The organism is Auritidibacter ignavus (genome assembly GCF_003703835.1).
In the GTDB taxonomy this organism is placed as follows: domain Bacteria; phylum Actinomycetota; class Actinomycetes; order Actinomycetales; family Micrococcaceae; genus Auritidibacter; species Auritidibacter ignavus.
In genome coordinates this window covers 54,448-77,449 of record NZ_RDQR01000007.1, presented here as the reverse complement: position 1 = coordinate 77,449, position 23,002 = coordinate 54,448, and the positions used below count along the sequence as shown (strand labels likewise).

The following is a 23,002-nucleotide window of genomic DNA, read 5'->3' as shown; positions in this document are numbered from 1 at the left end:
CCCGCCCGGTGCACCGCTGACACCGCCAAACCGTCAAGGGTGACCCGCTCATCCCACAAGAGTCGGCCACGGTAACCGGCCACAAAATCGTCACCCCACACTCTCGGGTTTTCGCACGGCCCAAAAAAGGTAACTTTTGCGGGAGCAGACAGTTCTCCAGTGTTTCTGAGCACTCCGGCCCGCGGGTCGCCGGTGCCCGCAATTGAGGGGTCAAAAATGTTTGGGAACGTCCACCCAGCAGAGGCTCGCATGGTTGGTGCGACTGTGATCGTCGTGTCCTCCCATGCGGTACCAAATGCTCGTGGTTCCAAAAACTGGACCGTGACCCCCAACGTCATAGACACGGGAGTTTCCCACCCAGGTGTTTCTAAACCACTCTTGTATACGGCGCGGCGTTCGCGTGACACCCCAGTGACCGGGTCATGCACAGTCACAGTCACCCACCCGTCAGCGGGGGATAGCACCTCCCGTAACGTTTGGTGCAGTCTGCGAACATGCCCCGGATCATGGCCCCGCACATGTACAGGCAGGAATATTTCACCGGATTCTGCCCTCATGTGGTCCAGGTGGTCTCCACCGAACCATTTTGGGGTCGTGTGTGTTTCGACCGTGGACGCACCCAAACCTTCAACATCAGCCATAAGGTTAAACCCGGTGTGGTCGTCACCGAACCGCAACTTCACAGTCTGCCCGGCCCCGACCAATGTCACTGTGCGACGCGCTGTTTCCACCATCAGGTTCACCCTCGTTTCAGCTCGTGTGGTCAATGTGTGTGTTAGCGGGCCATGATGACCCGGCGCCGGCGACTCAAAGCGGTCAACCGTTCAGCGAGCCGGTCAGTGTCACCAGCTGTCACCGGCGCATTGAATGTGACCCCGCCGTCCATATGCTTAGCAATACTTCGACCCAACAGGTCAGCGTCCCGTTCCGACAACACACCTTGCACGCTCACCTGTTGTCGTGCCGACTGTTGAGCGGTCTTCACCGTTTCACCGCCACGGAACTTCAACAACTCAGGGCCACGTTCACCAACCCATGCCCAGCCGGGAACCGCCGAACTGGTACCATCCGCATAGCCTCGCATGGGTAGAACACCGCCGTCCGCGTACCATCCTCGCCGGTTGTGGTGAGCTAACGCCGACAACGGGTTACCGTACGTGCGTTTGATATAGTTAAAACCCCACTCAGCCTGTCCCGCAGCTGTCGGTTCCACAGGCCCATGAATGGACGTCATCTTCTGGAATAGGCCCTCCGCCGAAGACGTCGGGTTGGCGGCCCTGTGGTTCCACCCGGACTCGCGAGACAAAAGTTGATCCACTGCCCGCCATTGTGCACCGGAACCCCAACCGTACCGGGCCGCCACTGCCCGCACCTGATCCTTTATGGACCCGGACCCGGCGGGGAAATCTGTTCCCCCCGTACTGCCCGGAATGGTGCCAGTCATGTTCCCGCCACGACCAGCAGTAGCCCAATATTTAGCCGGGTTAACATCACCCCACGCCCGTTTGCGGTGCACCTCCCAGTGCAAGTGCGCGCCAGTCACATTACCTGTTGTGCCCTGTGCACCAATCCGTTGACCAGGTAGCACCTTGTCACCAGCGCGCACCCGTACACCACCAATAGGGTTGTGCCCGTAGTAGGTGTGCATCCGGTTCGCGTGCTCAATCAGAATGCCCAAACCGGTACGGCCCGGCCCGATGTTCGGCCCAGTTTTTCGGACCACACCCGCCGCATACGAGAATGTGGGCGTACCCTGCCCGGCGGCAATATCCATACCGGCATGGTGGCCACCCCACCGTGGACCGTAACCGGACGTGACACGACCTGTGGTGGGTTTCGCTGTGCGCCCGTTCGTGACGACCATGCCCGGCCCGGCCACCGCGTCAAACAGGCTGGCCAGGTAATCTCCGAACCCGTCAATGACCTGTTGGATCACATGCTCACCGATAGGACGCCACGGGCTCACTGGCAACCGGCCCTTGTATTCTTGACCAATTTTTTTGGCGTCCGCGGAAAACTCGGTCTCAAAAATACCGCCGTCTGCGAAAGCCTGCACACCATCACCAAGGACACGACGAACACCTGTGACACCGCCACCACGTGCTGCCGTGTTCACCCGGTCAACCCAGCCACGCCCCATAGCACGTGCCACTTCTGGCCGCATGATCGACTCACCACCAGACAGCTCGAGCCGGCCACCAGTAGGAGAGGTGAAACTGTGCACGTCCCGGCCTGGGGTGTACCCGGGGAGAACACCACCTGTCGCTAACCGGACAGGTTTTTTCATGCTCACGCCCATGTCACCGTATGCCTGGCTAATGGCGTTAGAGAATGAGCGTAGCACGCCTATCAGGTCGTTGATTTTCCCCGTGAATGGTTGTCGTGCAGACCCCATTTGGTTGACCACACCATCACGTAACTGTGCGGTGGTGGCCACACCACGGTCACGCATCCTGGTGAATTCTTCCCCGGCCCGTTCGCGCATGCCGGCAACCTGTGTTGCTGTGGTGGTGCGCATGATCGCCATATTCTGCCCAGTAACACGGGTCATACCCGCTAACCGGTTCCCAGCAGTGTCCCGCATCGTGGTCAACGATCGAACCGTGTTGTCCAGCATGACCCTGTTCGCGGTGCTGGTCACCCGTGATTGTTCGCCCTTCTGCGAGCGCGTGTCCGCGGTCATCGACCTGTTGCCGGCGACCGTGCTGTTCACGAGAGAAGCCACAGTTTTTGCCGTGTCCGAGGACATCACATTATGCGCTGTGATGGTTGCGGACTGTTGTGCGAGTACCGCATTTTTCGTGTCCGCGGTCATGGCCCGGTTCCCTGCCAGGGTCGCTGATTGTTGTGCGAGCATGGTTGCCCGCGTGTCAGCGGTCATGGCCCGGTTCCCTGCCAGGGTCGCTGATTGTTGTGCGAGCATGGTTGCCCGCGTGTCAGCGGTCATAGTTTTACCAGCCGTAGACACCGTGCCGGTCATGGCCTGGTGTGCGGTGGCAGTATCATCGGCCATGGTGGTGAACGCTGATTCGGTGGACCCGGTGAGCTGGTCCATTGCCTCCACCCAGGCCCCGGTTAGTTCACTGGTGTCAGGTGCTTGCACACCATCCACGGTCGCCGGGGTAACCCTGGCGGTCACGCTACCCGATGCCATACCCTCCGGGGTGAAGCCTGGCATACGGCGCATGGCCTCGAGCAGGATCGCTACTGATCGTTTGGACCCGTCAAGTGGGATCCATGCTTCGTCTACGTCGGACCGGTCGCCGGCGAACCGAATATCACCTGGTTTCACCATTTGGGCAACGTTCATGACGTTATTTCCGGTGATAGCGCCGGTGGCCATGCCGTGCACGTCAATACCGCCGGCGTGACGGCCCCCGAGGCCGAGGGCTTCCGCGAGAGGACCACCACGCCGGGTTTTCTTCACACCTGGGGCGAAAGGAATCTCGCCATCAATCACCGGCCGATATTTAATATCGACCGTCCGATCCTTAGTCAGGTAGTCGAGGGTATTTTCAACACTGGCCGAACCTGTCTCGGTAATCCGGATTTTTCCATCCGGCAGAGTATCAACCTTGTACCCAAGAGCCTTGAGACGTTGAATAATGCCCGGCGACTTCGGTTCATCAATCGTGATCGTCTTATCCGGGGTCGCATCAATACGCTTCGCCAGCGAATACAGTTTCGCATCCTGAACGTCAATACTCCCACCATCAGTGAGGTGATACTGAACATCGGACGGCACAGCGAACAGTTTGTCCGTGAGTTTCTCCACTTCTTCACGTGAGAAACCGGCCTGAATCATCTGCTCTTCAAGCTTGTCACGTTGCTTCGCATAAGCGTCCGCAGCCGCTTCCGCCGCTTCCTTCGCGTTCTGGTCCCCACCAGCTTTGTCGTAGGCGGCGATCGCTGATTCTCTGGCCAGCTCTTCGTGACGTACTAACAGTTCGTTGAGCCGGTCGCCTTCATCGTTGTATGCGAGTTGACCTTCCTTGAGGTTGACCAGAGCTTCACCCTGCTCGTTCGTGGCATCAACATACGCTTTCAACTGTTCCGTGATATTGCGGGTGGATGTCTCAGTTTGACGTCGGATCTCATCCGCGGACAGCTCCACCCCGGACAGCTCATCAATTGCTTCTTTCAGAGCACGCGCACGATCAGTCCCCGTTTTGGTTTCATCATTGACGATCGCCATCTGCTCCGAATAACGATCCAGTGCACGCTCGGTTTCGTCTAACGATTCGGCCGCCGCCTGTTGTGCGTCTAGTTCGTCACGTTTAGCTTCGGTGGCTTCGCGGGTCTCTTCCTTATATTTTTCGAGTGGCCCAAGGACTGCTTCAACACCGCCGGCTTGTTCGAACCGGCGTTCGATTTCTTTCTCGGTAAGCCCTTGTTCTTCCCACCGGGCTTTCATGAGGTCTTCGACCCGGCTTTTCAGTTCCGCTTCAGCGCCGGCCTGCCCCTCAATGTAGGGTATGACGTCTTGGACGGTGAGCCCGTACGCTTCTAACGCGTCCATGGCACGTTCGTTTGCTGACACGTTCTCGTAAATAAGCGCCGTGGACTGTTCAGTCAACGCGCCAGTAGTTTCATCCAGGGAGGCTTTGAACTCTTCCTGACGCTGTTTAGCTTCCTGATTCTTCTGCGACCACAAGGTGAGGGCAATACCTGCCGCACCGAGGGCAACACCCCACGGGCCACCCAATAGGGACATGACGCCACCGAATACGCCACGCAACCCAGATTTAGCGTCCCGCCCCACCTGGCCGGCCATCTCAGACAAACCTGACCGGAAACGCCCAGTGTCAGAATAGGCCTGGTCGAAAGCGCCACGCCAGCCACGGAAAACGTCAAAAATACCGCGCACACCATCGACTGCGACCACAGAACCATCACGGACCGCCCGCCCGGTGCGACCCATCAGCACACCAAACGCCTCAACCTTGCCACGCAAAGCCACCAGGGCGCCCAACCAGATCACACTATTCTGCACCGGCTCAGGTAAAGCAGTGAACGCGTCAATCAACGGTTTCACAGCTGACACGCCCACACCCAGAACGTCGGCGGCGATACCGATAGCTGTCGTGAAATTATCAGACAGTATGCCGGCCAGGTTCAGCAGGGTGTCGCCCAGTGGTGCGACCGCTTCGAACAGTTGGCCGAGCGCGTCCCGAGCCTCCGGTGACGCAGTGGCGGCCGCGATCAACGCCCCAGGGATGGGGCCAAGCGCTGACGCTAACCCGCCAATGATGGGAATGTTTTTTGACGCCATCAGGGTGATGGCGGTGCCCACACCGGCGATTGCTGGCGCATGCCTCCCCAGTGTTTCCAGGCCGTTGTTCAGGTCGTCAACAGTGATACTGTCGATTGCGTCCCTGGCGTCAAGGAGAACCTCGGACACTTTACCGATAGCGCCCTGGAATCGTCCCTCCATGAGGCTAGTCAACGGCTCAACCTGGCGTTGTACCGCACGTAGCACGTCCGCGAACTGGTTAGCCCAGGTGACCGCATACCCGCCACCCTTAGGGTCAACCAGTGGTTTAGCGACCTCTGAACCAATGTCGCGGGTTGCTGCTTTTATTCGGTCGATGGCTCCAGCCCACGTGTTTTTCACATTCGCGGCGGCACCACCGAACCGGTCCGTTAGCCCTTCAACGAGCGGGTCCCACACTTTATCTACTGGGATTCCGCCTGGTTTGGAGGCCATGGCGCGGATCTCTTCACCGGTTTTTCCCATCTGTTCACCCAGGATGGTGGCCGCGTCGATACCGTATTCACCCAACCGGTTAAGGGTTTCGCCGGTGAGTTTGCCTTGGCCTTGCATTTTCGACAAGGTGTCGGTGATGCTGGCGATGTCCTCATTTGATCCACCAACTGCGGCGACTGAGTCCTGGATGGATTCCAGGGCCGGAATGACCTTATCAGCTTCGACACCGAACCCCAGCAACTGTTGTTGGGCGTTGATGAACACGTCTTTGGCGAACGGCGAGTTTCGGGCGAACTCGTCGAGTTTGTCCATTTGGGCGTTCGCTTTTTCGGCCCCGCCCATGATGGTGTCCAATGCGGCCCGGGATGCTTGTTGCATGCCGTTATATTCGACACCGGTTTTTCCGACGGCGACCGCTAGCGCACCTGCGGCGGTGCCTGCCACGGTGAGGGTGCCGGCCATGGCCCCGCCCATGTCTTTAGCCCAGTCACGGAATTTTCCGGACGTTGTGCGCATGTTTTTTTCAGCCGACCCGAGTTTGCTGTCAAAGTCGGTTTTATCCATCCGCAGGTAGGCGACAAGTTCGGCGGCGGTTAATGCCATGCTGTAACCTCCTGGGGGGTTATTGGTGTTGTGGTCATCCGGTGATGTTTCGTGACCGGGTTTGTGGGTTGAGTGTTCTTGCTAGCGGGTTGTCGCCGGCTAGCAAGTAGTTGACGCGGGTTGAGAACCATCGCCATGTTTTGGTGTGCATGGTGTCTTCTAAATCCACCTGGTACACGTCATGGAAGGCTGCTTCTAGGAGTTTCCATTGGCCGATGATTTGCTGGTAGTCGATTGTCGTTTCTGGCCCTTTTTCGTGCTCCCGGTCGTAGTCTTCTTCCGGGATTTCGTACCACTCGTAGAGGCCTGTTTCTGGGTCGTATTCTCCTCGCCCGTATTTGTGGTGGAGGGCATCGACCCCGCCGGTGTCGCCCTCGCTAACACTTTTGGGTCACCACCTGAGTTCCAGTAGGCTTCGGCGGCTTCTCTGCCTGCGAGGAAGTCCCAGAACGCGGTGTCGGTCATGAGTTGGACGGCTTCGGCGGTGACCCCGTCGTCGAGGAGTTGTTGGTGGAGTTTTTCGCCCAATATTTTTTGTGGTGTGGGGGAGTTGTCATCGGTGAATTCGTAGTCGGGGAGTTCTTCGAGGTCTGGTGTTTCCCCGTCTTTGGTGTCTTTGATTTTTTGTTCGTTGCGTTGGCTGATGGTGACGATCTCGTTGACACGTGACTGGAAGAGGCGTAGTTCGATCCCGGTTTTAGCGTCCAGTGGGGGGATTGTGTATTTTTTGAGGTCGCCGTCCCTGGTGGGCACACGGACGGTGATGTTTTCGTTGAACGCTTTGAAGTCTTCGAAGCTCATGGTGGTTCCTTTCGTGGTGGAGGGTGCAGGGGCCGGCCCCTGTTTTTTGCGGGCCACCACGCCCCCGCAGGCTGGCCCCTGCACCGGCATAAAAAAAGGCCCCTGTGGGCCTGGCTGGTTATTCGGTTGTGGTCTCGTTGTCGGGTTCTAGTGTTTCTGTGTCGGGTGTGGTGTCCCCTTCTGAAACCGGTCCCGATTCTGGTTCCGGCGTCTCAGGTTCAGGAGGGGCTACTATTCCCCCATTTCCCCCGTTTGGCCGGTGTTCTTGGCCGGGTTGTCGATGTGCCGGCGACCGCCGTTACCTTGGAGTGTGACGTTCACGGTGCGCAGGTCGGTTGCGGAACCACCCTGTGGCTCCCACTGGACGGTGGCGACACCTTCGTAGGCTTCGTCACCACCGTCACGCTCATACCACCGGCATTCGACCATGGAGTCGGAACCGAATTTGTCGTGGGCGTCCTGTAACACCTGCTGGCCCTTGTCTAGGGCGTTCGATTCGGTGTCCATTTTGGAGATCATCCCCAGCTGGAGGGACCAGCCTTGCATGGTTTTTTCTTGGGAGGTCCACCCGTCGTTGTCGTAGTCGGTGGTGTCTTCAAAGTTCGGTTCGAACCCTGGGGTCAGGTTGTTGATTCCGCGGACGCGCACGAATTCTTGTGCCCCGTTCAGGGGTCGCACTTCGACCGCGTAGTCGCGGGCCAGTTTGGAGGCTAGCACGTTTTCTGCCATGATCGTTCATCCTTTCAGACGTGAAGGGGTTTATTTGTCGAGGTAGAAATAGTAGTTGTCGGTGATCTCGTACTGGTTGTTCTGGTCTGCGCCTAGGTCTGCCAGCGAGTGGCGCCAGATCAACGGCACATGATGGCCTCCTAGGTTGATGTTGGATAGCCCGTGAATGTGGTCGTGGAGCCTGTCCACGAGGATGATTAGCGGGCGCGGATCTGGGCTGGCTGACCGGTATCTGACCTGGATGGCTCGTTCGTCAACGCGGGGTTGTGCGTCCACCCTGGACACGTAGGGGGTGACGCCGATCAGTTTCGCGGGGGTGTGGGGGAGCCTGCCCACCACGATGCCCCAGTCGTCTGGCTGATAGATTCCGTCTTCGTTCCAGGTGCCCACACCGGCTTCTACCATGAGGGCAATGAAACCTGCGGTTGTTTCGAGGGTGATACTGTCGCGGATCGGTCCCGTGTTCACTGTTATCGCGCTTTCTTTGTCGCGTCCCTGATGATTTGGCCCATCACGGTACGTGTCATGTTCGCCCCTGTTTCCAGGTATTTTGCTTGACCGTCCCGGTGGTGGTAGCCCAGTTCCTCGTGCTGTCGTACCGCGTACGGCAGGTTGGTGGACACTGAAGCCACCAGGCTGTTAGGTGTCGCCTCGTTGACGACCAGTGACCCGCGTAGCCTGCTGGTGTCTAACGGGGTGAGTGGGACCGTGGTGGCCCGCAAATGTTCTGCAGCATTGTTTAGCCCACGGGCTGATGCGTCTTCGATGGCTGAATTGATGGCCCTGCCATTCCATGAAAAGTCGCTCACGTTTCGCCCCTGTTGTGTTGGCTGTTATTCGAGGTGTAGCACCATGTGGGATAGCCCGCCCGGGTGGTCGTAGTGGTCTACGGTGATGACCCGGGACCGTTTCTCGAAAGTGGTGCCCGGGTGGGTGGTGACCATTGACCCTGCCGGGATGTTTGCAGGCTCAGTGTATACGGTGGTGGATGCCACTTGTTCGGTGCCGGAACGGTTAGTGACTAGGTGTGTGCCACCTTCGACTAGGCATCTTGGCCGGTGCACTGGTTCGCCCCACCGGTCGCCGTACGCGCCAGCCCCCAAGTGTGGTTCGACCACAATCGTGTGGGGGAGTAGGCGCCCTGGGATGCGTGGTGTTCTCACGTGGCACCACCAACTGTCGGGTTGATGAGTCCTTCCAGTTTGAGTAGTCGTACCACGTTCGGGTTCACTTTTTCTGGCGCCCCAGTGGTGGCTGGTCCGGTGGCGTCGAACTTGAGTGAACCAAGCTGTGATGGTGTGTTCGTGTAGTCGCCGGCCCCGCCGGTAACTTCGTCAGACCACGCCACCTGCATGATGGTTGCCTGCTTGAACGTTTCCGCCACGTCACGATTGGCTGGGTGTCCGTCGCTGGTGGTTTGGTAGACGGCTGACCGGGTGAGTTCTGCCACCACCAGGGAGGCTTCAACGATACGGTCCTGCACGTCAGGTAGGCCCGCCAAATCTGCTGGCAGGTCACCTGGTGTCGCGTACACTCTCACCACGGTTACCGTCACCTACTAACTGTTTGTTTCGCTGGTGGATCGCCCGGACGTGGACCCGCCAGCCTTGTTGTGCGCATCAATGGTTGCCCGGGTTTCGCGGACCGCGTCCGCTAACCGGTTTAGTTTGTCAGTGAAACCCGGTTCACCGGTCTTGAACGATGGCACTTTGTGCTTCCAAGCCATAATTTGACCTCCTGCGGTTACGGTGCCACATCAGGGGTGGTGTCAGGGGTGGTGTCATCGTCAAACACGATCTTCACACCACGCACAAACTCGGTATCACCGGTCGGGTCGGTCGGGTCGGCCAAATCCTCGATATGGTTGACACCCAAGAAAGTGCCAAGGAATGCGCGGTCCGAGTCGTTCCGTGAGTCCAAGGACTCCCAATAGGTCATGGCCACGCCTGCACTGACAGCAGACGAGGAGAATGGCACCGACCGTGCAGGGTTGGGTGCACGGAACACGGCGGGGAACGCGGTCGGGTGGAACACGTACAAGGCGTTCGGGTCGATCACGTCAGAGCCGTACATGTTGTGGCCGGCGATGCGACCAATCTGTGCGTCACGCAGTGCCGAATCTGAACCGGAACGGTCCACATCCACCAGGGTGGGATCCTTCAGTGCGCGTGCTTCCACTTCGGAACCAACAACGGCGACACGACCAATACGGGGCACACGGTGCTGGTTGAGGAACTTGTTCGCGTCAACCAGCGAGTTGTACACGGCACGGTCACCAGTGCCGGCGGTAATGGTTTCCTTATAGGGGGCCTCGCGGATGGTTTCGGCGATGCGCTGTTCTGCGCCCTCGGCGACAACATTCACCATGGGGGTGAGCACCTGGGCACCAAAATCGGCAATGTCCAGGGTTTGTTCTTCACGCAACAACTGGACAGCCTTGTACAGGTAGGTGTCCAGCTTCACTTCGTGGTAGCCCTCGACCAGGTCGTCGGTGACAATTTCACGGTTGCTGTCACGCCATGCCAGTTCGCGGGCGGGGGTGAGCTCGGCGGGGCGTCGAATCTTGACCGTGTCGCCACGTGGCCCAACGGCGCCCTGGTAGTTGGATTCTGCGTCACGCCACACCAGGTTCGGCAGGATGACCTCTTTGGTCAGCAGGCCGAGTGCGGCGTCCACAAGGGTTTCGGCTTTGACAAGTCGGTTCGCCATCTCCTTGTTCCTTTCTGTGGTTAGAACCGGTTTTTGCCTCTAATGAGGTCGGCTAGTTGTTCTGGGGTTTTCTTTTGGGCTTCTTTTTGCCCGTTGTTGAGTTCCCCGCCGGACCGGTTGGGCACCTGGCCTGCGGACCGTAGTCTGGGGTTGTTGTCCACCGCGTCGGCGATGGTTGTCTCAATGGTTTCGTCGAAGTTTTCGCCCGTCGGGTCGATGTCTCCTAGCTGGTTGATGAACGCCCGGGAGTCGAGGAGTGCCTCCGGGTCTGCCCCGTGTTTGATGGCTGACCGGTGTACGGCTAGTTCGATGATTGCTTGTCGTTCCCGGTTGCGTGCTTGTTCGACCTGTTCGGTGAGTTTTGCGGGGTCTGGTGCACTGTCGGTGTCGTTGATGATGCCTAGGGCTTTGCCGATTTGTTGGCTGATTTCTTCGCGTGCTTGTTGTGCCGCATTGTCGCGTGAGGTGGTGCGGTCGCGGGCGTTTTCGCGTCGTAGCCGTTCAATTTCGGCTTTCGCGGTGTCTGGGTTGTCCCATGGGTGGGTTTGTTTTTGGTCGGTGTCAGCGTTGTGGTGTTGCCCGGTGTCCTGTGTCTGGGCTTGTTCTTGTTGCCCGGTCGTGTCCTGGCTGGCACCTTCTGTGGTGGGCTGGTGTTCACCGGTGTTAGTGTTGTTGTCGCTCATGTGTGGTTACCTCCTGGGTAAACGATTGGGTTGTGGTGGTCGTTTTCTTCTGGCCGGTTTGTGTCCGAGGTTTAGGTTTTCGCGGTACCGTTTGCGGTTGAGTCCAGTTTTTTCGACATGGTCTTGGATCATGTTGTCTAACTGTTGGATTCTGGTCGCAGTTTCTGGTGACGGTGTGATGAGCATTTCGCGTTTTGCTCGCCGTGTTTCGCGTTCTAGGTGTCGGAGCCGGTCGCGCTCTTTCTCCAGCCCGGCATCGTATGTTGGGGCCTGTATCACGGGTTCGACCCCTGGCAGGTAGGCGACCTGGATGCACCGACAGTTTGGGTGGAATAGCCCGTTCGTTCTGGCGTCTTCGATGGTGGCGTCCACGTTGATGGTCACAACACTGTCGTCCACCATGCTGTCCAGGTGGTAGGTGCCTGCTGGTGTGCCGTCCATGGCGAGAACACGGTTCGCCCATGGCCCGCACTGTTCGCACATGTCGTTACCGCCCACGATCTTGCAGAACCGGACACCGTTGTTTTTCATGGTGTGTTCGTGTTGTGCCCGGTATGCTCGTGCCGTGGCGGTCCGTGACGCCATTTCCACATAGGAGGCCAGGTTCCAACGACGCCCGGCCCGGTCCGTAAACCCGGTGATACCACGGTTGATGAGTTCCCGCCACGGCCTGGCCTGGTCGCGTTCACGGTTACCCCCAGCCACCACAGCATGAAGCACACTGTCACCAATGATGCTCCGGTAAATGTCGTCTGGTGCACGCAATATTCTTGCCCGCACATCAGTCAGTGCGCTGTGTAGGTCTGAGGCGATGCTGTAGGCGGCCGGCGCCATGCTCCCTGTCATCAGGTCACCGAGTGGTAGTGACCGTAGCTGTGCGAGCGCTGAAGCTAACCCTTCTTGTTGTGCCCGTTCGATCAGGAGCCGGATTTCGTCGCCGGTGATGTTTTCTAAATGTTTGACAAGGGTGTCGGCGGTGACCCTGCCTTTTTGTAGTGTCCGCCAGTTTTGTGCATCCCACCCGAGTGTTTCCGGTGGCTTGTTCGCTAGTTCTACGATCAGCTGGTGTTCTGCTTGCGCGTACGCGCTGGCCACCCTGTGCGCAATGTCTTCGACGAGTTCGTTCAGTGGTGTGGCGGCCGGTGGTGTCCATTTGATGACCATGCCAGCCCCCGTTGTGTGGTGTTGTGGTGTTTAGTTATCTGCCCGGTACAGTGTCCCAGGGTCAACTATCGGGTAGTCGGTGGCGCGTTCTGCCACAATCTTTTGGACTTCGTCGTTGACGGCGTCACGGTCCCAGTTCGGGTGGAGCATGCGCACCATCGTGTCGGTTGAGGCGACCTCTGCGACGCGCAGGTCCTTGGCTGTTTGTGCCAGCTCGTGTTGGTCTTGTTGGATGGTTTCTTGGAATTTCACTTGTGGCGGTGTGTCGTAGCGTTCGCCCCCGTAAATGGTGGCGTCAATGTTCAACACTGTTTGAATGAATGGCCCCAACCGTGACGACCAGTACCTGGTCTTTTTGGCCCTGGTGCGTTTCGACATGTTTTCGCGGGCCTTCACCTCGGTTGCCGTAGTAGACACGGCCATCGGGTCATCACCAAAAGTTGAGGGCGAATAGCCTGCACTTCGCAGGATTGCGCGCACCAGCTCTAACGCCGTGCTCCGGTGCTCCTCATGGCGTATCCCAAACTGGTGGGCTTCAATGGTGGGTGTTTGTTGCATGGACCCGAGAAAGTCCATGCCATCATAGATCTCACGGTCCGCATCAAAGACGGTCCCGCGCCCTGGGCCACGTGTTTCTAGCATAGAATTTGGGACAATCAGCCGGGCTTTAGCCAACCGAATATCGCGCATCCACGACGAATATGTTTCGTCCAGGGCATCGAATAATGGTTCGACCCCCTCATAGTCTGACCGGCCAAGGGGTGCCAGCTGGTGGCTGGTCCGCCACACCCGGGAGGGCATCATGTTCGGGATATAGGTGGCGGTGAGTGTGGTCTCACCGGTGGGAATACCGGACTCGCTGTCCACCACGTCAGCCAACCATGCCGTGTCGGGGTGGTCGACGAGCGGAACCTGTTGGCCCAAATGCGAATGGTCTCCCTTATATAGGCCGTGCAAGATCACGCCCGGTTCGTGTCGTTCGAGGTGACGGTACACCACACGCGTGTCAGTGTCTTCCAGGACGGTCCAGAATGTGACAGCGGTGAGCACACCCCACCTGAATTCTGGGTAGGCCCGGTCCGGGTGCACCACATCCACCATCACGTGGTCGGTGAAGCTGGTGTCCCACACGGCTCGCAAGTACACGCCACACAGTGCGGCGGCTACTTCTGCTGCTTCTAACAGTGTGGAGTGCATGGTCGGGGTGTTGGCGACCTGGTCTACCCGTGTTTTCATGTGTTCTGGCGCGTCCTCGTCTAACAGGATGCGTGGGGCTTCGGAGAAGAGCAGGTCGGCGCTGATGGTGGCGAGGTCTGCTGGGACGGGCACGTGTAGGCGGGTGCGGGTTTCTCCGGCTGGTGCGGGTTTGCCCCAGAACATTCTGGAGACGGCGCCGATCATTCCGCCGGCGTACTGTAATGGGCGGTTGCGTGGCCGTAGGGTTCCCGCGTATTCGCTGGACAGGGCGTCGGTGTTGCCGGTGTACCAGGCGTCGTGGACTCGCATGGCCTGGTAGGCGGGTTCGTGTTGTTTGGGTGGCCAGGGTATGGAGGTTTCAGGCAATGGCATGTTGTTCTCCTTCCCCTGGGCGTTGTTTTGTTTGTCTGACGTGTATTGGTTTCCAGTGTTGTTCTGTGGTGACGACCGCGTAGCGTAGTGCGTCTATAGCGTGGTCGGCGCGTTTGATGGGTTTGTCTTCACCGTTCTCGGTGGCTTTCGGGTCCCACGCGTAGCCGGGCATTTCTTCGATTAGCGTTTTGCACGTGTCTGCCACATGTAGTCGGCCCTGGGATAGGAGGGACGCTAGGGTGCGGATGCCGTACAGCACGTTGTTGTCTGCTGGTGTGGCGTGCGTGCCCCTGGTGGCCAGTTCGGTGTGGAAGCTGGCGGCGGACGGGTCGAGGATGATGTGGCGTGGGGTGCGCGGGTCGTCTGGTGCGTGTGGGATGGCCAGCCAGGTTTCTAAATGGTTTGCTAGTTGTGCGTCGGTGAGTGGTTGCCGGGTGTCGCGTCCAGAGTGTGACCATTCGTGGAGCGCGTACAGGTCACCGTCGAGTCCTATACCAAGGCTGATTGCGGCGGTGGCGTTGGATGTACCGTAGTCCACTCCGACGGCTAGGAGTTCGGCCATAGGTGGCAGTTCGTCCCAACGAATAATGTGGTGTTGCGGGTCCCACATGTTGAAGATGGCGCCTTCGCCGGCGACCCATTTGCCCTCAATGAATCGTTCGTACCAGACTCCGGTGAATTCTTTTTTGATCGAATTCTTGTAGGTTTCTTCTAGGGATGGGTTGTCGTCGATGGTGAACGCCCAGTGCCCCCAGTCTTTGAGGTCTCCACCGATGCGGTCTATGAATTTTGTTTTCGCCCAGTGCGCTGGCCCTTCAGGGTTGGTGGAGGCGAACAGTTTGGCCCCGGGCACGGACATGCGCCCTAACAGTTGGGTGAAGAATTGTTCGTCGATGGTGGTGAGCTCGTCAACGTACGCGCCGGACACGGTGAGGCCGCGAATGGTTTTTTCTGCTTTGGCGTCGGAGGCGCCAATAATGTGGATGGTGCGCCCTAACGCGTTGATTGTGGGTGCCCCGTAGTTGCCTTTGACTTGTGTGGCGATGGGTCCGAACAGGTTGGGGTCTTGGAGGACGCTCACACAGTTTCGCCACACACTGTCGCGTGTGCGCCCGACCATGATGAGTTCGCCGCCGCGTGGTGCCCTGATGATGAAGGTTACCCAGCGGATGAGTGTGACGAGTGTTTTTCCGGACCGGATGGCGCCGGTGGTGAGGTTGACGCGGTGGTGAGATCCGGTGAGGTACTGGTGTTGCTTAGGGGAGAGGAGCCCGTCGAGTGTGGGCATGCGGTTCACCCCCCCTTGTTTTGTTATTTGGTGTCGTTGGGTATGCCGAGTTTGTCGGCGATCATCTCTATGAGGCTGATGGTGTCGGATATCCCGCCGTCATCGTCGAAGCGTTCTAGTTGTTGGGATTTGTCGATGGCGATACCGTACGCGGTCATTTGGTCGCGTTTTTGTCTGGAGTCCCAGTCTGAGGTGTCCATTTGTTGGCGTAACCGGACTGCGGTTTCCATGGTGGCGAGGGCTTCTTGTGTTCTGAGTGCCCGTATTTTTTCTAGTCGTGCTTTGGTGGCGGCCCTTGTGGTGTTGTTTGGTGTTTTTTGTGCCCCGGCTTGTTTGGCCCACCGGTTGATTGTTGATCGTGCGATGCCGGTTTTTTTGGCTGCTTCGCTGGGGCCTAGGGTGGTCCAGTAGTGGATGGCTTGTTCGCGCACTTCTTTGGGGTAGGTGCGTGGCGTTGGTTTGTGTTTTGCCACGGTCACCTCCTGGGCGTGCGGCTTAGTAGAATGTTTTGTTTTTGTATGGGCCGGTTTGGTAGACGTCTGGTTCGAAGTTGTTTTGTACTTCAGGGCAGAGGTAGTCGGTGGAGGCTTCGACGATTCGTCCGGCTGTGTAGGGTTGTATGTCGTTGTTGTCGGCTGTGCTACTGATGGTTCCTTGGATGACTCGCCCGTTGATGGTTTGTTGTTCTTCGAGGAGGTAGCACACGTGTTCGTAGCCGATATGGAGTAGTTCTTCCCTGTTGCCGGTGACGTAGTGGTCGCCTAGTTGTTGGATGTAGGCGTTGTCTTGCAGGGTGGTATCTGGGCTGGTTTGTGGTGTGGTGGGTTCTTCTTGGGTTTGGGTGCACCCTGTGAGGGCGAGTGTGATGAGGCTGATGGTGGTGAGGGTGCGTGTGGTGGTGGTGTTCATGTTCTCAAGTGTAGTGTGATCGTCCCTGGGTTTTGGGCACGGTCGTTGACCCACTGTTTCGTATTGTACCAGTTTCAACTAGGTGTTTGGTAGTTGTTTTCGGATCAGGTACCGGTATAGGGATACGGGGCGCACGGTGACGTGTCCGCCTTTGGTGCGCCTTTCTGGTTCGATGGTGCCGTCTTTGACGAGCTGTTGTATTCGGCGTGCGGTGATGTGGATTCCTAGCTCGTTTTTGAACCATTGTGACAGGTCGGGTGGGGTGCGGGCGTCGAACGCGTGGTCCCGCATTTTTTCGGCAACTTCAGCGGGGGTTAGCTTGTCTGTGTTTTCCCCGTACAGGATGGCGTGCGCCTGGTTCATGTCGCTGGTGCAACCGGTCACTACTTTGGCGGCATCTTTGCGGGCTGGTAGTGCGTCCATGAGCCCTGGCCAGTGGTGTGTGAGGTTCCACCAGGTTTGCCAGATGTTGAACCGGATGTCGCCGTCACTGGTCCTGGTGTTTCGTTTTTCTTTGTTGATTGTCGCTGGCTGTTCTTGGCCGATGGCGACTTGGTGGAGGGTGTACAGGTCTTGTGTGGTGATCTGGTCGAACTGGTCACGGACCGTGTTGGCGCAGTGGTAGCAGACGGTGGTGTGTGGTGCTGGCCGGTCGCACCATGGTGTTTCGCATTCGTGGTCACAGGTGTTGGCCAATACTTCCTTCTCCTGTCATACAGTGCTGTTAAGCCCAGGACCCGGGGCTGGTTTGGATTGTCCCGGGTCGTTGGCATAACCAGCATGGTGTGCGGTTGGTCATGGGCGACTGGTCTGGGTGAGGTTGTCTGCGATACGGCGTAGTAGTTGGGGTAGTTGCCGGGTGGTGTAACCGGTGTGGGCTACGTGAAAGTTTTGTGGGTATTTTTTGGTGGTGCCGGTTGGGGTGATGACAATCATTTGGTGGCCGAGGGTTGAATAGTGGTGTTGTGTGGTGACACGCATCGTATAGCCCTTGATGGTGGTGGTTGTGGTGTTCCTTATCATACCAGGTGCGACTGGTTGTTTCTGGTATTATCGCGTGCGTTTTATCTTAGCCACGGTGTGGTTGTCAATCTTTCGTTTTGTGTATACTGGGTGTTGTAGTGGCTAGCTAGTGATGGTGCCACTGCCCGTAGCGGTAAACGGTATCTACCGCAAGGAGCGCTTAGCGCTAAGTCATTTTTGTGGCGACCATACCTCCAGGTGTGGCCCTTATTTGTTGTGCCTTTTTCTTGTTTGGGTGTGATGCTTTAGGGGGATGGCCCGGGGAGACGTGTTTGTGTGTCTCTCCGGGCTGTTTTTTATTGGGTGTTTGTTTTGTTTTCTTCGAGGATGTCTTTCGTTGCTTTGAGTAGTGGTGTTTCGTGAGAATCTATGAGTTTCTTTAGCTCTTGAGGGTCCGTGGGCAACGGTTCCCGTTTTATGCTCGCTTGTTCCTCTAACTGTGAATAGATACGGTTATGCGAAAATAACTGTTGATCGCGTAACGCCGACATCAGCTCGTTACTGTCCTCGCTGGCGCGTTTCACTTCCTCGATAAAGCGCTCATACAGGTCTTGGGTGCGCCGTATTGAGCCTAGAAGTTGGACGGCTGCATGAAAGATCTTCATGAACAGCTCGGACTCGCCGTCAGCGTGGATCATGTTGAGGTATGAGTCGATAGTTACGTTCCCTACGTGCTCAATCTCGTTTAGTGGCAGGGCCTCTGGTATGTCATAGAGCGCCATGAGGTTTACGTTCAGAATGTCAGCTACTGCCAACATCTCATCGGCGGCCATCGCACGTTTGCCAGCTTCCATCATGTAAACCCCTGAGGGTGCCCAGGGTTTGGTAACTTTCTCACCTTTCTTGTTTGTCCGGGGGAATCGTCGCCCCATCTCTTCGCCGAACTCTTTAGCAGTGATACGGCGCTCTTCGCGCAAAGTCTTTATGTTCATACCGATGAGTTGGCTGGTGTTGATGTTCATGGTTGTTCTCCCGTGGCGTCTTGTAGTGCTTGGGTGTATAGGTGTTGGGCTGTTTCGGCGATGTGGCGGAGTCGTTCGCGGTTTTTGTGGTTTTGGTGTTTGGCGATTTCTTGGGGTGTTTCTGGTTCGCCTAGGAGTTGGGTGACTCTTATGTCGAATGCTCGCGTGTAGCCTATGAGTTCGTTGACTGTTATCCGTCGCCCCGCTTTTTCGGTCTTGTGAATACCGCTCGGGTCAATAGGGTGACCGATTTCTTTCATGCGGTCGGCGAGGGCCTGGTATGTCCACCCGCGTGTTAGGCGGAGTTGTTGTATTTTCTTCGCTATCGCTCGTTCTGTGGTGATGTTCATGGTTATTTCCCTTTGTTTCTGTAGAGGTTGACCATGGTTTGTTGGTGTCTTCTTGTGCGCCGTTCTGGCGGCCTTTCGTGAACCTGGTCGGATGTCTGGTCGTTTCTGGTATGTTCGTCGATTCTAGGCCCGGTTTTGTGCGTCCTCGGGCATGGTGTGCGTGTTAGCGGTCTCGGTGTTTGACCCGGTAGTGTTTTCCGATCATGTTCCGGGGCCGGTCTCCGACTTTCACGTCAGCCCAGCACGCTGAGCACGTGGTAGCCGGCTCCCAGTCGTGATCCTGGCACCTGGGCAAAAACTCCTGGGACCTTGCCGGGACCGTGGTGTCCCAGTGCGCACCGGACTGCGGAAACAGGTTTGGTGTGCGCATCCCAGCTTGCGGTGACGCGTAAGCGATCAGCGCGTGAATGGTGTGCAAGAAGCTAACAGCGTGCGGGAACGTGCTATCGGTCACTCGCTGGTGCCACACCTGGCCGGGCCGGTTGCGCACCCAGTCGGGTCTGAGCGCAATCGCCAAGTGGTGTAGCGCGTTTCCTTCCGCGTTCGAAAGCTTGTAAGCCATGGTTCGATCAATTTCTCCTGGTCATTTCGACGGCGTCGTGGCGGGTGGTTCGGCCTCGCGTACGCGCCCGCACGCGGTCTGTGGTCACCTTTTTCGCCGACGAGCTTTAACTGTTGTTTTTAGGAAGGTGAGTTAAGTAACCAAGGTGAGTTAAGAGTGTTAACGTTAACGTGCATTGCACTTGCATAGCATTTTGCATTGCACGGTGCACTGCACTTTGGAATGCATTTTGCATTGCAACTTGCATGCATTTTGCATTGCATTTTGCATGGTTCATGGTGGTGTTCATGCCCCCTGCCTAACGACTTTCATTCCGCCCACCTTATGGTGTTGGCGCGACCATCTGGCGTTTGCGGCCTCCCGCCGCTTGGCGCTCAGTTCCTCCATGTACTCCTTTGATGGCTGGTATTCGTCCCAGTCTGGGATCACCCATCCACCGTCCACGGCCTCCCACAACTTGGCGCGCACGAGCGTGTTAGCGTCTTTGGTGGTTGCGTGAATGAATGGCAGGCCAGCTTTAGGGATGAACCCGAACGTCCCATTCTCGCCCGAATATGCCAGGGAGAATATGTAGACGGCTGCCGCACGGTGTCCGCCCTTTGACCCGATCAGTTCCAATATTTTCGGGTTGCGCGGGATAGCTGTTTCTACCCGAACCCATTTGAGCCCATCACTCATCTGATTAGCTCCTTCCCTTGCACGTTTGGGTCATTCGCATCACTCCTGCCGTGTTGTGGCGTTACGAACATGTCGTGAGGTATTTTTGATTTCATGGAAAACACCACTAATAATCAGACTGGTACACCGCTTTTCAAGCACACTTTCCCCGCCGAATTCTTCGCAGATTTTGGTTCAGCCCTGACGATCGAGATCAGGAAACTTTGGTTAGACGCAATGGAAGGGTTCAGGCCACCTTGGTTATCCGAGATGGAACGGCTTGGAGAATCGTTGAACAACGCCGTCCTGGGCCGTATGCGACGACTGCAAGACGAGCTGAGAATTGATTTACCGGCCACACGTTTCGTGCAACAGCTCAGCTTGCCTAATGTGGCACCGTTGAGTATTTCCATGCCGTCCGGGCGGACCATGACCGCAACGTACACGGGACAGGACACGGTGGGTGTTGTTGCCACCCCTACACCGACACCGCAGGAACAGCTCGAAGACCGGGTCACTTCACTAGAGCTGGAGCTACAGTCAATAAGCAAAGTCCGGTTTGGGGACGAGCTTGTGTTAATTCTTCTTGGCTGGGTTATCGGTAAGCAGCTCGACTGGCTATTGGAGAATGTAGACCTAGAATCTGGGCCGAGTTTCATGGCATTCGCCTTTCAAGTGTGGATAATTATTATTGCTGAACTAAGTGGTCGGCCCTAGCCTGCTACCTGCGCGGTCTTCCGCTCGTTTCCGTAGCCCCCAGGTCCAACAGGACAGAAGTCGGAAGAATTCTCTTCTGCGGTGTCCCCACACTGTGTCTGCTTTGTCTAGGGCTTCCTGTCGGCCGTCTGGCTGGGTGTAGCCTATGTGTTTCCAGTGGACGTATACGTGCCATGCCAAGGTTTCTTGTTTGCTACACATGTGCACGACCTCTTCACCGTTGGCAGCGCATTTGGTGACGACAAGGTGGCCTGCTCCTTCCCAAGTGTCGAGGAAGTTGTATAGCCTGGTGTGGCAGTTTTTGCAGTAGTATTTGCCGTCCTGGTAGTACCAGTCGACGTTCTCCCAGGGGTTGTCGTCTACCCACACGCGTGTCACCCGCCACGGGTCTTTCTCGTATCGTTTTTTCAGGTAGCGGCTCATGGTGTCCCACCCTGCTGGCTTGGTGTCCTTGGTTTGGCTTGGTGATTCGGGTTGCAGGTAGTCGAAAATGGTTAGCTGCTGGGTCATGGTGTGGTCTCTCGAAGTGTTGCCATTGTGAGCCGGTGGTCTCTAAGGGTTTTCCAGCTATCGACGTCTTGTTTTGCTTCCTCGTATGTGCAGTCGTTTGTTGTGATGGTTTCTTCTATGAGGATTTCGTCGACGAGGTCGTACAGGTAGATGCCGTGGCGGTGGCATTCCCTGATTTCGTGTGCTAGTCGTGTGGCTGGGTCGTCGGTTGTCCCGGTGTGTTCGTTGAAGATCACATCTGAGAAGAGGTTTGCCCAGTTGTCGTGCTCAAACCGCATTTCTTCTAGGTGCCTGTAGTAGTCGCGTTTGCGTGCTTCTACCCGGTCTAGCCGGTGCCGGTATTCCTCAGCGTTCATCGTTTTATTCCTTTATTGCTGTGATGTGTAGTGTGATTTTGGGTGTGTCGGGTTGTTTTTTCCCGTGTCTCATGTCGGGTCGTGTTGGTAAATGGTGATGGTTGTTTTTGCTTGTCCTTTTGGTGCGTGGCGTTTCATGGCGTGAACTTTGGTGACTTGGGTGTCGTCTGCCCATGCCCACTTGTTGAGGCCGTCTAGCACTGTTTTTTGGAGATTGTCGATGTCGACACGTCGCCGGTGGTCTAGGTCGAAGATCATTGTCACGGTGAACTGTGTGGTCGTTTTGTGGTGTTTTTTTCCTCCTGCTTTGGTGTACGCGGTGAGTATGGCGAGTTCTGCGTTGAGGGTTCGTTCTGGGGTGTAGGTGTGCCCGGTTTTAGTGACACGTGGCCTGCCTTTTGGTACTGGGTTGCCTGGCACGGTGAACTCAATGGACGGTTGTTGTGCGAGTAGTTGCAGGTATCCTTCGGGTAGTCCGAGGATTTCGTCTGGTGTCATGCCTTCCCCTGGGTGTTCGACTGTTGTTCTTCCCACCCGGTGGGTGTTTCCCAGCGGTAAATCTCGTGTGGATCCAGCATCATGATGGGGGCTTTGTGTGCATCGTTGAGGAATCCCTCGTAGTAGCGCTCTTTCCTGTTTGCCACGTACACGACCGGTTTCTCGTCATCTTCTAGGTTGTTTGGCCATTCAGCGTCTAGTACCTTGATGACCGGGTGCTCCTCCAGGTCAGGACGGGCCACTGGTTTACGCTTGATGTAGAGTTGAGTTCTCTCGTCGTCATCGCCGATGTCTAACGTGTAGCTATTTTCGGTAGTGACGCAGTCCCCGTCTTGGCTTTCCACTACGTCTTGCCAGTCTTGGTAGTACCTGTAGTCGCCGTACCCGTGCTCATAGATTTTGCGTATCATGTCGCCGGGCCTGAACCGCACGTTCCCAGGTTCTACTCGTTCCCAGCCGTCATGTTCTGGCGTGTGATCTTCTAGCGTGATGTTCTGGTCGAATGCTTGATAGATTCGATCTTGCTTCGATTTGGTCAGTAGATCCCATACCGGCGGTTTGCGATCGACGATATCAATTTGATACCAAAAGCTCTGGTATAGCTTGATGATTTCGTCCTGAGTGAGTTTGCGTCCCATTATCGTGTTCTCCGTTTCGTGTAGTAGTTGGTGGTGTTGTTGAGGTCCCAGGTTGTTCCGCACCGGCATTTCGCCCAGTTGCAGTCGTGGTCGCAGTGTGGTGCGCAGAAGCTGGCCGGGCATTGGCAGGTTGGGCACTCCGGTTCTGTCGTGGTCATCTGATGCCCTTTATTCCTCGTTTGCGTCGGTCCATGATGTATTTGTGTAATCCCGGTTCGATAGCTCGTATGTAAGCCATTTCTACTGGTGTGAACGGTTCGGTTGATATGGCCGAGAGAAAATGTGGTGACATTGTTATGTCATTTTTTTGTTCAGTTGCCGGTAGCAGGTGCCACAGATCCCATTTCTCCGTTTTCGCACAGTCCCAGGGTGGTCTTTCGCTTTCCAAGACCACGGCCTAATGCTCCGGCCACAGGTTTTGCACGTGTCGTAAGTGGTCACAATGAGATTCCTCGCTTGTCTAGTTGCAGTCTTGTTCGGTCGTGGTCACGGTCTCGGACGGCGCATACCCTGTGGTGGTTGTCTGCTCCCTCTCGATGGCGTGCAACCGTGCGTACAGGTGCCTGA

The 23,002-nt window shown here is 56.8% G+C and carries 25 protein-coding genes; 1 reads left to right on the top strand and 24 read right to left on the bottom strand.

Annotated elements, in window-relative coordinates; all coding sequences use genetic code 11:
- Nucleotides 1–775: 775 nt before the first annotated feature.
- The 20 genes from DYI20_RS05500 to DYI20_RS05410 form a co-directional block, all read right to left on the bottom strand.
- Nucleotides 776–6,310, bottom strand: a complete 5,535-nt coding sequence (locus tag DYI20_RS05500) for an aggregation-promoting factor C-terminal-like domain-containing protein (RefSeq protein ID WP_122549044.1) — start codon at nt 6,308–6,310, stop codon at nt 776–778.
- A 195-nt stretch (nt 6,311–6,505) separates the two neighbouring features.
- Complete coding sequence (locus DYI20_RS05495) at nt 6,506–7,111, bottom strand: DUF7426 family protein (RefSeq protein ID WP_147472528.1); 606 nt, start codon at nt 7,109–7,111, stop codon at nt 6,506–6,508.
- Nucleotides 7,112–7,342: 231 nt separating this feature from the next.
- A complete protein-coding gene (locus DYI20_RS05490) occupies nt 7,343–7,840 on the bottom strand; it encodes a phage tail tube protein (protein WP_122549042.1) in 498 nt (165 codons plus the stop codon).
- Between the two features lie 30 nt (nt 7,841–7,870).
- Entirely contained in the window at nt 7,871–8,308 is a 438-nt protein-coding gene (locus DYI20_RS05485; protein ID WP_122549041.1) for a phage tail terminator protein, read from the bottom strand.
- 2 nt (nt 8,309–8,310) lie between these two features.
- A complete protein-coding gene (locus DYI20_RS05480; RefSeq protein WP_122549040.1) occupies nt 8,311–8,649 on the bottom strand; it encodes a hypothetical protein in 339 nt (112 codons plus the stop codon).
- A gap of 24 nt (nt 8,650–8,673) precedes the next feature.
- The gene (locus DYI20_RS12305) at nt 8,674–8,835 is read right to left on the bottom strand and encodes a hypothetical protein (RefSeq protein WP_183145600.1); all 162 of its coding nucleotides are present in this window, start codon (nt 8,833–8,835) and stop codon (nt 8,674–8,676) included.
- Nucleotides 8,836–8,999: 164 nt separating this feature from the next.
- Nucleotides 9,000–9,374, bottom strand: a complete 375-nt coding sequence (locus tag DYI20_RS05475; RefSeq protein WP_147472527.1) for a hypothetical protein — start codon at nt 9,372–9,374, stop codon at nt 9,000–9,002.
- Nucleotides 9,375–9,583: 209 nt separating this feature from the next.
- On the bottom strand, nt 9,584–10,549 hold the full coding sequence (locus DYI20_RS05470; RefSeq protein ID WP_122549038.1) for a major capsid protein: 966 nt from the start codon (nt 10,547–10,549) through the stop codon (nt 9,584–9,586).
- A gap of 20 nt (nt 10,550–10,569) precedes the next feature.
- A complete protein-coding gene (locus tag DYI20_RS05465) occupies nt 10,570–11,232 on the bottom strand; it encodes a hypothetical protein (protein ID WP_122549037.1) in 663 nt (220 codons plus the stop codon).
- A 6-nt stretch (nt 11,233–11,238) separates the two neighbouring features.
- Complete coding sequence (locus tag DYI20_RS05460; RefSeq protein WP_122549036.1) at nt 11,239–12,396, bottom strand: phage minor capsid protein; 1,158 nt, start codon at nt 12,394–12,396, stop codon at nt 11,239–11,241.
- Between the two features lie 30 nt (nt 12,397–12,426).
- Nucleotides 12,427–13,965, bottom strand: a complete 1,539-nt coding sequence (locus tag DYI20_RS05455) for a phage portal protein (protein WP_122549035.1) — start codon at nt 13,963–13,965, stop codon at nt 12,427–12,429.
- Nucleotides 13,952–15,253, bottom strand: coding sequence for a PBSX family phage terminase large subunit (locus DYI20_RS05450; protein WP_122549034.1), 1,302 nt, complete (start codon nt 15,251–15,253; stop codon nt 13,952–13,954). The genes DYI20_RS05455 and DYI20_RS05450 overlap by 14 nt, the downstream gene beginning before the upstream one ends.
- Before the next feature lie 23 nt (nt 15,254–15,276).
- Entirely contained in the window at nt 15,277–15,726 is a 450-nt protein-coding gene (locus DYI20_RS05445; RefSeq protein ID WP_147472526.1) for a hypothetical protein, read from the bottom strand.
- 22 nt (nt 15,727–15,748) lie between these two features.
- Nucleotides 15,749–16,162: a DUF732 domain-containing protein gene (locus DYI20_RS05440; protein WP_122549032.1), complete on the bottom strand. Its 414-nt coding sequence runs from the start codon at nt 16,160–16,162 to the stop codon at nt 15,749–15,751.
- 78 nt (nt 16,163–16,240) lie between these two features.
- Nucleotides 16,241–16,858 (bottom strand): hypothetical protein, encoded by a 618-nt coding sequence (locus DYI20_RS05435; RefSeq protein WP_122549031.1) that lies wholly within the window; start codon nt 16,856–16,858, stop codon nt 16,241–16,243.
- Nucleotides 16,859–16,957: 99 nt separating this feature from the next.
- On the bottom strand, nt 16,958–17,143 hold the full coding sequence (locus tag DYI20_RS05430; RefSeq protein ID WP_122549030.1) for a hypothetical protein: 186 nt from the start codon (nt 17,141–17,143) through the stop codon (nt 16,958–16,960).
- A gap of 338 nt (nt 17,144–17,481) precedes the next feature.
- On the bottom strand, nt 17,482–18,147 hold the full coding sequence (locus DYI20_RS05425) for a helix-turn-helix domain-containing protein (RefSeq protein WP_122549029.1): 666 nt from the start codon (nt 18,145–18,147) through the stop codon (nt 17,482–17,484).
- Nucleotides 18,144–18,497 (bottom strand): helix-turn-helix domain-containing protein, encoded by a 354-nt coding sequence (locus tag DYI20_RS05420; RefSeq protein WP_122549028.1) that lies wholly within the window; start codon nt 18,495–18,497, stop codon nt 18,144–18,146. Before DYI20_RS05420 ends, DYI20_RS05425 begins: the two co-directional genes overlap by 4 nt.
- A gap of 163 nt (nt 18,498–18,660) precedes the next feature.
- Nucleotides 18,661–19,059, bottom strand: coding sequence for a hypothetical protein (locus tag DYI20_RS05415; RefSeq protein WP_122549027.1), 399 nt, complete (start codon nt 19,057–19,059; stop codon nt 18,661–18,663).
- A 285-nt stretch (nt 19,060–19,344) separates the two neighbouring features.
- Nucleotides 19,345–19,737 carry a hypothetical protein gene (locus tag DYI20_RS05410; protein WP_122549026.1) on the bottom strand — a complete coding sequence of 131 codons (393 nt, stop codon included), beginning with the start codon at nt 19,735–19,737 and terminating at the stop codon, nt 19,345–19,347.
- Between the two features lie 93 nt (nt 19,738–19,830).
- Between DYI20_RS05410 and DYI20_RS05405 the strand changes: the two genes are divergently transcribed.
- Complete coding sequence (locus DYI20_RS05405) at nt 19,831–20,433, top strand: hypothetical protein (RefSeq protein WP_122549025.1); 603 nt, start codon at nt 19,831–19,833, stop codon at nt 20,431–20,433.
- Here the strand turns inward: DYI20_RS05405 and DYI20_RS05400 are convergent.
- From DYI20_RS05400 to DYI20_RS05385, 4 genes are all read right to left on the bottom strand, one after another.
- Nucleotides 20,416–20,943: a TFIIB-type zinc finger domain-containing protein gene (locus tag DYI20_RS05400; RefSeq protein ID WP_122549024.1), complete on the bottom strand. Its 528-nt coding sequence runs from the start codon at nt 20,941–20,943 to the stop codon at nt 20,416–20,418. The genes DYI20_RS05405 and DYI20_RS05400 overlap by 18 nt on opposite strands.
- Nucleotides 20,940–21,299, bottom strand: coding sequence for a hypothetical protein (locus DYI20_RS05395; protein ID WP_122549023.1), 360 nt, complete (start codon nt 21,297–21,299; stop codon nt 20,940–20,942). The genes DYI20_RS05400 and DYI20_RS05395 overlap by 4 nt, the downstream gene beginning before the upstream one ends.
- 69 nt (nt 21,300–21,368) lie before the next feature.
- Nucleotides 21,369–21,797 (bottom strand): RusA family crossover junction endodeoxyribonuclease, encoded by a 429-nt coding sequence (locus DYI20_RS05390; protein WP_122549022.1) that lies wholly within the window; start codon nt 21,795–21,797, stop codon nt 21,369–21,371.
- Nucleotides 21,794–22,573, bottom strand: coding sequence for a hypothetical protein (locus DYI20_RS05385; RefSeq protein WP_147472524.1), 780 nt, complete (start codon nt 22,571–22,573; stop codon nt 21,794–21,796). Before DYI20_RS05385 ends, DYI20_RS05390 begins: the two co-directional genes overlap by 4 nt.
- Nucleotides 22,574–23,002 lie beyond the last annotated feature (429 nt).